Below are 8,911 nucleotides of genomic sequence, written 5' to 3' on the forward strand. Positions count from 1 at the left end.
CTTCGCAGGGGAGGGAGTTTCTCGGTTGCCGATATGGAAACAGATTCTTAGGCCATAACAGACACGCAGCGATAAGCCACACCTAAGGCAAGTCAGATCATCGGCAGGTTCAAATGATTCCGTTCTGCGCACGCCTGCGCCTGATCATACCCCGCATCCGCATGGCGCATCACTCCCGTCGCCGGGTCATTCCACAGCACGCGTTCAAGCCGCGCATCAGCTTCTTTAGTGCCGTCAGCCACGATCACCATACCGGCATGTTGCGAGAAGCCCATACCCACGCCGCCGCCGTGATGCAGACTCACCCACGTTGCGCCACCCGCGGTATTAAGCAAGGCGTTAAGCAGCGGCCAGTCGGAAACCGCATCCGAGCCGTCTTTCATGGCTTCGGTTTCCCGGTTTGGCGAGGCAACAGAACCTGTGTCCAGATGATCACGGCCAATCACCACCGGCGCTTTCAGCTCACCGTTGCGTACCATTTCATTGAACGCCAGACCGGCAATGTGACGCTCGCCCAGACCCAACCAGCAAATACGTGCCGGTAATCCCTGGAAGGCAATGCGCTCACGCGCCATATCCAGCCAGTTGATAAGATTGGCGTTATCCGGGAATAACTCTTTCAGTTTGGCGTCGGTTTTATAGATATCTTCCGGATCCCCGGAAAGCGCTACCCAGCGGAACGGGCCTTTACCTTCACAGAACAGCGGACGGATGTAAGCCGGTACAAAACCTGGGAAATCAAAGGCATTGGCAACGCCTTCGTCTTTAGCGACCTGACGGATATTGTTGCCGTAATCCACGGTCGGAATACCCATCGCATGGAAATCCAGCATCGCCTGAACGTGTTTAGCCATCGACGCGCGCGCGGCTTTTACCACAGACTGCGGGTCTGACTGACGTGACTCCTGCCATTTCTCCAGGCTCCAGCCTTCCGGCAGATAGCCGTTCAGTGGGTCATGGGCAGAAGTCTGGTCAGTGACGATATCCGGGCGCAAACCGCCTTCTTTGGCACGTGCCACCAGCTCAGGCATGATTTCAGCGGCATTACCCATCAGGCCAACAGAAATGGCTTTCTTCTCAGCGCAGGCTTTTTCAATCATCGCCAGCGCTTCATCAATGCTGTGCGCTTTGTAATCGAGATAACGGGTGCGCAGACGGAAATCAATGCGCGATTCCTGACATTCAATCGCCAGCACGCAGGCACCGGCCAGCACGCCCGCCAGTGGCTGAGCACCGCCCATGCCACCCAGACCGGCAGTGAGGATCCATTTGCCGCGCAGATCGCTGTTGTAATGCTGACGCCCTGCTTCCGCAAAGGTTTCATATGTACCCTGCACGATGCCCTGCGCACCGATGTAAATCCAGGAACCGGCGGTCATCTGGCCGTACATCATCAGACCGGCTTTATCCAGCTCGTGGAAGTGATCCCAGTTCGCCCAGTGCGGCACAATGTTGGAGTTGGCAATCAGCACACGTGGTGCGTCAGTGTGGGTGCGGAAAACACCCACCGGTTTGCCGGACTGCACCAGCAGGGTTTCGTCTTCATGTAGCTTGCGCAGACTTTCGAGAATGCCTTCAAACGCAGGCCAGTTACGCGCTGCTTTACCAATCCCGCCATACACCACCAGATCTTCCGGGCGCTCAGCAACATCCGGATCCAGGTTGTTCTGGATCATGCGGTACGCCGCTTCAATCAGCCAGTTCTGGCAGCTCAGTTCTGTGCCCTGTGGCGCACGGACAACACGGGCAATCGCCGTTTTTTGTGGAGCGTTCATTGTCGTTTCCTCTAAAATTCAGATTCGGATTCAGAAATAGTTTCAGGCAAAGCTTGGCAGCAGCGCTTCAATCGCAGCCGGCCAGTGTTCACGGGAAGCCCAAAGACGCATCATTTCCACGTCCGGCGCCATCAGGCGATCTTTCTCCAGGAACGCCACGTTCTGGCGGATGGCTTTCATCTCATTTTCCAGCGTGGCCGAACTTTGCAGCGGACGGTGGAAGTCGATCCCCTGAGCCGCCGCCATCGCTTCAATCCCCACCACGACGCTGGTGTTAAAGCACATGTCACCCAGACGGCGTGCGGCGTAGGTCGCCATAGAAACATGATCCTCCTGATTCGCCGAAGTCGGCAGGCTGTCCACGCTGCCCGGATGTGCCAGTGATTTGTTTTCTGATGCCAGCGCAGCGGCCGTCACCTGCGCAATCATAAAGCCGGAGTTCACCCCGCCGTCATTGACCAGGAAAGGTGGCAGACCGGAAAGTCCCGTATCCAGCAGCAGTGCCATGCGACGTTCGGAGATCGCACCGATTTCGGCAACAGCCAGTGCGATGATGTCAGCGGCGAACGCCACCGGCTCGGCGTGAAAGTTACCGCCGGAAATCACATCCCCGTTTTCGGAAAACACCAGCGGGTTATCGGACGCCGCATTGGCTTCGATACGCAGGATGCGTGCGGCATGGTGCAGGTTATCGAGGCAGGCGCCCATGACCTGCGGTACGCAGCGGATGGAATACGGATCCTGAACGCGACTACAATCCGCATGAGAAGTGACAATGTCACTGCCAGTCAGCAAAGTGGTCAGTGCAGCCGCCACGCTTACCTGTCCCAACTGACCGCGGGCTTCATGAATACGCGGGTCAAGCGGTCTGACCGAACCTTTGATGGCTTCCAGCGACAGCGCACCCGCCACCAGTCCTGCAGAGAAGACACGCTCGGCTTCGAACAAACCGGACAGCGCCAGCGAGGTAGAAACCTGCGTACCGTTGAGCAGCGCCAGCCCCTCTTTCGGACCCAGTTCGAAAGGCTTCAGACCGGCGGTGGCGAGCCCTTGCGTGGCTGACATTTTTTCACCTTTTGCTGTCACCTGACCTTCACCAATCAGCATCAGGGAAAGATGCGCCAGCGGCGCTAAGTCACCGGAAGCCCCGACGGAACCCTTCTCAGGAATGCACGGATAAACGCCTGCGTTAAACAGCGCAATCAGCGCATCAATCACTTCGATGCGGATACCGGAATGCCCGCGTGACAGGCTCAGCACTTTGGTCGCCATCACCAGACGCACCACATTGTCAGCCAGATCCTTGCCGATACCCACACTGTGAGACAGCACCAGATTGCGCTGCAGTTCCGCCAGACGCTCTGCCGGAATACGCGTTTGCGCCAGCTTGCCGAAACCGGTGTTAATGCCGTACACCACTTTGCCAGATTCCACGATGCGGGTGACCGTCTCCTGCGATGCCAGCACGCCTGCACGCGCCTCCTCAGCCAGCTCAAGGCGAACATTGCCCTGATAAATCCTGCGCAACATCGGCAAGTCAACGTGACCCGGTTGCAGGCGGCAAAGGGTGAATTCAGTGGATGAAGAAGCCATAATCTATTCCTGTATAGACAAGTGAAACGGGAAGTAAACCCGGCTAAGAACGCTGTCCGCCGGGTGTTTATGTATTCATGACAATGCTAAAAACTAAGGTACAGAAACGTGTTCCGGTGCAATCATCGATGCCCACAACAACAGGCACCCGTCCACTTGTTCAACGGGTATCAGAGTCAGTGACTCCCTGCGATGTTCTGCCGGTTCAGACCAGTAATAACCCTCACCCGCCCGGACCAGCGTGCCATCCTGACGTTGCCATATCCCGCTCATGACATAAATTACCCCGCCTTTTTCAAGGCTGAGGTACAGGCTTTCCCTGACAGGCACGACCCGCGCGGCGCAAACTGTACGACGTGTCATCACGTTGAAATCCGTCGTCACACCGCCCGCCAGACGGGCGCTGAGCGCGATATCCCCGCTAAACGAAAAGGGTTCGCCGGTAACAGTGAGAGCATGGTCGATGTCCGGCAATGCCTGTAAATACACGCCATCACCGCTAAGCAAAGTAATGGAGCGGTCAATACCCGGAAAGGCCGAAAACGGGCCGTCCTGCGCGATAGTGGCAATGCTGATGCGCCAGTCAAAATCACTTCTACCCGGCGGATAGCTGATGATTTCGCGGGTCTCACCACCGCCGTTGCGCCAAGGGCTGACCGGCAGACTGTCAAATGTGAAATACTGCAAGTCTGTCATACGGCATTCTCCGCCAGCTGATTCAGCAGGTGCAGAAAGTCCGCAGCCGCAGCCTGTTGTTGCTCATGCTGCCCGTCTGTAATGCGCGCGATACCGCCGACATAGACATCGCGGATTTGCCCGGCATTACCGGCAAACAACCAGCGGTTAAGCAGTTCGCCGTCTTTTGCCGCAGCCAGATAAGGACTGTTGCCGTCGAGTACCAGCCAGTCAGCGCGATACCCTGCCGAAAGCTGTCCGATGGCTGCCCCGCAGGCCTGTGCACCGCCCTGCAATGCCTGGCTATACAACACGTCGCCCACTGAATTTTGTGCAGGAGTGGTCAGGCGGTTGCGGCGCTGGTCACGCAAACGCTGCCCGTATTCAAACCAGCGAAGTTCTTCCACCACATTGAGTGATACATGGCTGTCAGAACCAATACCCCAGCGGCCAGCATGAGTCAGATAATCCACACCAGGGAAAATCCCGTCGCCAAGATTCGCTTCAGTGGTCGGACACAGCCCTGCCACCGCCCCACTTTTTGCCATGCTCGCCAGTTCAAAGCGGTCAGCGTGAGTGGCGTGGATCAGGCACCAGCGGGCATCAATATCCAGATTGTCATAAAGCCAGCTGATCGGGCGCTGACCGCTCCAGCCCAGACAATCATTCACCTCTTTTTGCTGCTCAGCGATGTGGATATGCACAGGCACATTTTTGTCACCGGTGTTCAGCACCTGTTGCATTTGCTCAAGCGTCACAGCGCGCAGGGAATGGAAACATAACCCCTGATTTTGCAGCGGATTTCCGTTCAGCTGTTTGCGGATAATGTCCTGTTGCTTCAGATAACTGTCAGCATCCTGTATGAAACGTTTTTGCCCTGCCTGCGCGGGCTGAGCGCCAAATCCGGCATAACTGTAAAGCACCGGCAACATGGTCAGACCGATGCCCGCCTGGGTGGCGGCGTGGCTCAGATGCGCGGTCATTTCACCGCGATCGGCATAGGGCTGCCCGTTGATGTCGTTATGCAGATAGTGGAATTCAGCCACCTGCGTATAGCCGCCCTTGAGCATTTCGATGTACAGCTGGCGGGCGATCACACCGACCTGTTCGGGTGTAAGACGCTGCACCATGCGATACATAAGGTCACGCCAGGTCCAGAAACTGTCCTGCGGATCGCCGGCGACTTCTGCCAGCCCGGCCATCACCCGCTGAAACGCATGGGAATGCAGATTAGGCATTCCCGGCACAACCGGGCCGTTGAGGCGCTGACAGCACTGCGGATCACTGTCAGGCGTAACAGCAGAAAGGTATCCGGTAACATCTACGTCCAGACGCACATTGTGTGCCCAGCCCCGGGCAAGTAAGGCGCGAGAAGCAAAATAAGCAGGCATAACAGCATTCCTGGTCAGCAAAAAAAACATAGGCGCAATTTTCATGAAACAATTGCGAAACTTTTGTGCGACTTGTCTATACATATACATACGCCTGATTGCGCTGTAAACTTGCAACTGTCCTTTTTTTATAAAATTAGTTTTCCGTCACGCCCTTTTTATTTAATTTCCTCCGGGAGAAACTAACGTGCAGACTGGTAAAACGTTCACGATACGCCTCGCACTTGTTGGTTGAGATAAAAGTGGGCTGAGATAAGAGTAGGGTGAGATAAAATTGAGGGAGAGAAAAAGTTGAGTGAGGTAAATGACATGCCGGAGACCACGCCACTATTGCAGACGGGTACCGCGCAAGAGGAAGTGTCCCGGCAGACATTGTCCGAACTGGCGGGCGCCATGAGCGATACGCCCGCGCCGATTTATCAGCGGGTGAAACAGGCAATCATCAGTCAGATCCGTGCCGGTGTCTGGAAACCGCACCAGCGCGTGCCTTCTGAAAGTGAACTGGTGAACGAGCTTGGCGTCAGCCGCATGACCATCAACCGCGCCCTGCGGGAGCTGACCAGCGAAGGATTTTTGATCCGCATGCAGGGGGTCGGCACCTTTGTTGCTGAAGCCAAGGCTTATACCCCGATGCTGGAAGTGCATAACATTGCCGATGAAATCGCCCGGCGGGGGCATCAGCATGACAGCAGGATCCTGGTGTGTGAGGCCCGGCTGGCCGATGCCGATCAGGCGCTTCAGCTGGGGATCGCGACCGGTGCCCTGCTGTTTTATTCGCAAATTGTGCATTACGAAAACAATGTACCGGTACAAATCGAAGACCGGTTTGTGAATCCCGAAACTGCGCCGGACTATTTGCAGCAAGTGCTGAACAGGCAGTCGCCTTATACCTATCTGATGGAAATCGCGCCGCTGACCGCAGGTGAACATCGCGTGGAAGCGATCAGCGCCAGCGATGAACAACGCGAATTGTTGCAACTGGGCGAACATGAGCCCTGCCTCCTGATCCACCGCCGTACCTGGAGCGGCAGCAGCGTGGTCACCTCAGCACGCCTGATTTATCCGGGTTCCCGCTATCAGTTATTCGGCCGTTTCTCCAGCCACGGCTGACCCCGGCACACCTTAATAGCGGCGTTGAACCGCCGCTATCTCTTCATACAAACCTTCATACAAATCTTCATTCAAATTTTGGAAGACATCTCGTAATAAGAAAAAACTATTGCTGGCTGCCTTGCCGGTTTACGGGTTATGCGTTAGGTTGACTTTAGTTGTCTATACAAGATGAATTCAGCCTGGAGTCTTTGTCATGCCGGTAGCCCTCTCCCAACAATTTTCCTCCGCCCCCCCTTCTGACTGCGAAAGTGTATGGCGCGGTGCCACGCTGGTGACTATGCAGGACGGACATTACAACCTGATCGAAAATGGCGTAATTGCGGTTACCGGCGGAAAAATCGTCTGGACCGGCAGCGCCGACCGTTGCCCGGATTTTCCCGCTGCAAAGGTGCATGAATTTGAGGGCGGCATCATCACACCGGGATTTGTCGATTGTCATACGCATCTGGTGTTCGGCGGAGATCGCAGCGCAGAGTTTGAACAGCGGCTGAACGGTGTAAGTTATGCCGACATCGCGGCAGCTGGCGGTGGGATTTTATCGACCGTCAACGCCACCCGCGAAGCCAGCGAAGACCAGCTGCTGGCGCAGGCGCTTTTTCGCTTACAGCCGCTGCTGGCAGAGGGCGTGACCTGCGTTGAGATTAAATCCGGTTACGGGCTGAGCGTAGAAAGTGAGCTCAAAATGTTGCGGGTGATCCGCAGACTGGGCCATATGTTGCCGGTCGAGGTGAAATCAACCTGTCTGGCAGCTCATGCCCTGCCGCCAGAATTCAAAGGGCGTGCCGATGACTACATTGATCTCATCTGCGATACACTGTTACCGGTCGTCGCCAGTGAAAATCTGGCCGATGCGGTGGATGCGTTTTGTGAGCATCTGGCCTTTTCTCCGGCACAGGTTGAGCGGGTATTTATCGCCGCGCAGGCTTTGGGTTTGCCGGTGAAATTACACGCCGAACAATTGTCTTCGCTGCACGGCAGCGCACTGGCGGCACGGCACCATGCGTTATCCGCCGATCATCTGGAATACGCCACCCCCGAAGATGCACAGGCAATGGCTGCCAGCGGCACCGTGGCTGTTTTACTGCCCGGTGCCTATTATTTACTGCGCGAGACACAATGTCCGCCGGTGGATGAGTTTCGCAAATATCACGTGCCGATGGCACTGGCCAGTGATGCCAATCCGGGGACATCCCCTGCACTTTCTCTGCGTCTGATGCTAAACATGGGCTGTACGTTGTTCCGCCTGACGCCTGAAGAAGCGCTGGCCGGGATCACCAGCCACGGCGCACGTGCTCTGGGGTTACAGGATACGCATGGCACGCTGGAAGCCGGAAAAGTCGCTGATTTCATACACTGGCCGCTGTCGCGTCCTGCTGAGCTGGTTTACTGGCTGGGCGGCAGCTGCCCTGCACCGTTGTCTTTCGTGGAGAAGTCCGGGGAGAGTTTCGTTCATGAGCCTGTCAACTGACACCGTTATCGCCGAACCTTACCAGTTTACGCAAGGTACCGCGCCCTTACTGATCAGCATTCCCCACGCCGGAACGCACCTGACGCCGGAGGTCGCCAGCGGTCTGAGTGATGCCGCGCTGCCGCTTTCAGATACCGACTGGCATATTCCGCAGTTGTACGACTTTGCGCGGGCGCTCGGTGCCAGCATTCTGGTCGGACAGTATTCGCGTTTTGTTATCGACCTGAACCGGCCTTCAGACGATAAACCGCTGTATACCACTGCCACGACGGGCTTATATCCCGATACGCTCTTTGATGGCCGCGCTACGTTCAAACCGGGTATGGTGCCAGCAGATGCCCGGCGCCAGCAATATCTTGAACAGATCTGGCAGCCGTATCACCAGAAAATCCAGTCAGAACTGGCGCGCATGAAGCAGGAATTCGGCTACGCACTGCTGTTTGACGCGCATTCCATTGCATCAGTCATCCCACGTCTTTTCGACGGTCAGCTTCCCGATTTAAATCTCGGCACCAACAGCGGCGCCAGCTGTTCACCGGCGCTGAGTGAAATCCTCGAACGCACCTGTAACCAGCAATCGCGGTTCAGTCATGTCCTGAATGGCCGGTTTAAAGGTGGCTACATCACCCGTGCCTACGGCCAGCCGGACCTGGATATTCACGCCGTTCAGCTGGAACTGGCGCAGGTGAATTACATGGAGGAGATCGAGCCATTCGCTTTTGCGCCTGATAAGGCAGGTGAATTACAGGTGTTGTTGAAGCGGTTGCTCGAGGGGATGGTGAGATGGGGGGAAGATGCTTATAAACAGGGCGCTGTTTAATCTCGCGTTTCGCTGACCACTAAGGGCAAGACCTTGGGTCGGCTCCCAAACTGGCATTAAGGTCAAGGTCGTGGGC

At 56.2% G+C, this 8,911-nt stretch carries 6 protein-coding genes and 1 pseudogene; 3 read left to right on the forward strand and 4 right to left on the reverse strand.

Annotation, left to right across the window (positions count from 1 at the left end; genetic code table 11):
• Positions 1–92: 92 nt before the first annotated feature.
• The 4 genes from hutU to UC15_RS24590 all read right to left on the reverse strand — a co-directional run bounded on the left by hutU (position 93) and on the right by UC15_RS24590 (position 5,434).
• Complete coding sequence (hutU, locus tag UC15_RS24575; RefSeq protein ID WP_112291724.1) at positions 93–1,775, reverse strand: urocanate hydratase; 1,683 nt, start codon at positions 1,773–1,775, stop codon at positions 93–95.
• A gap of 42 nt (positions 1,776–1,817) precedes the next feature.
• On the reverse strand, positions 1,818–3,368 hold the full coding sequence (gene hutH / locus UC15_RS24580; protein WP_112291726.1) for a histidine ammonia-lyase: 1,551 nt from the start codon (positions 3,366–3,368) through the stop codon (positions 1,818–1,820).
• Between the two features lie 93 nt (positions 3,369–3,461).
• The gene (locus UC15_RS24585; protein ID WP_112291728.1) at positions 3,462–4,064 is read right to left on the reverse strand and encodes a HutD family protein; all 603 of its coding nucleotides are present in this window, start codon (positions 4,062–4,064) and stop codon (positions 3,462–3,464) included.
• Complete coding sequence (locus UC15_RS24590; RefSeq protein ID WP_112291730.1) at positions 4,061–5,434, reverse strand: formimidoylglutamate deiminase; 1,374 nt, start codon at positions 5,432–5,434, stop codon at positions 4,061–4,063. The genes UC15_RS24585 and UC15_RS24590 overlap by 4 nt, the downstream gene beginning before the upstream one ends.
• A 309-nt stretch (positions 5,435–5,743) precedes the next feature.
• On the opposite strand from UC15_RS24590, the gene hutC reads away from it, so the two are divergent.
• From hutC to hutG, 3 genes and pseudogenes are all read left to right on the forward strand, one after another.
• The gene (gene hutC, locus UC15_RS24595; RefSeq protein WP_112291732.1) at positions 5,744–6,544 is read left to right on the forward strand and encodes a histidine utilization repressor; all 801 of its coding nucleotides are present in this window, start codon (positions 5,744–5,746) and stop codon (positions 6,542–6,544) included.
• Between the two features lie 196 nt (positions 6,545–6,740).
• Positions 6,741–8,002 (forward strand): annotated as a pseudogene (hutI, locus tag UC15_RS24600) (imidazolonepropionase).
• On the forward strand, positions 7,999–8,835 hold the full coding sequence (gene hutG, locus UC15_RS24605; protein WP_112291734.1) for an N-formylglutamate deformylase: 837 nt from the start codon (positions 7,999–8,001) through the stop codon (positions 8,833–8,835). The pseudogene hutI and the gene hutG overlap by 4 nt, the downstream one beginning before the upstream one ends.
• Positions 8,836–8,911: the final 76 nt, after the last annotated feature.

The sequence above is a fragment of the Rahnella sp. AN3-3W3 genome (genome assembly GCF_003263545.1).
Lineage (GTDB): Bacteria > Pseudomonadota > Gammaproteobacteria > Enterobacterales > Enterobacteriaceae > Rahnella > Rahnella variigena.

Coding starts and splice junctions, on each gene's coding strand:
- hutH (WP_112291726.1), bottom strand. CDS start 3,368: ATGGCTTCTTCATCCACTGAATTCACCCTTTGCCGCCTGCAACCGGGT.
- hutC (WP_112291732.1), top strand. CDS start 5,744: ATGCCGGAGACCACGCCACTATTGCAGACGGGTACCGCGCAAGAGGAA.
- UC15_RS24585 (WP_112291728.1), bottom strand. CDS start 4,064: ATGACAGACTTGCAGTATTTCACATTTGACAGTCTGCCGGTCAGCCCT.
- UC15_RS24590 (WP_112291730.1), bottom strand. CDS start 5,434: ATGCCTGCTTATTTTGCTTCTCGCGCCTTACTTGCCCGGGGCTGGGCA.
- hutG (WP_112291734.1), top strand. CDS start 7,999: ATGAGCCTGTCAACTGACACCGTTATCGCCGAACCTTACCAGTTTACG.
- hutU (WP_112291724.1), bottom strand. CDS start 1,775: ATGAACGCTCCACAAAAAACGGCGATTGCCCGTGTTGTCCGTGCGCCA.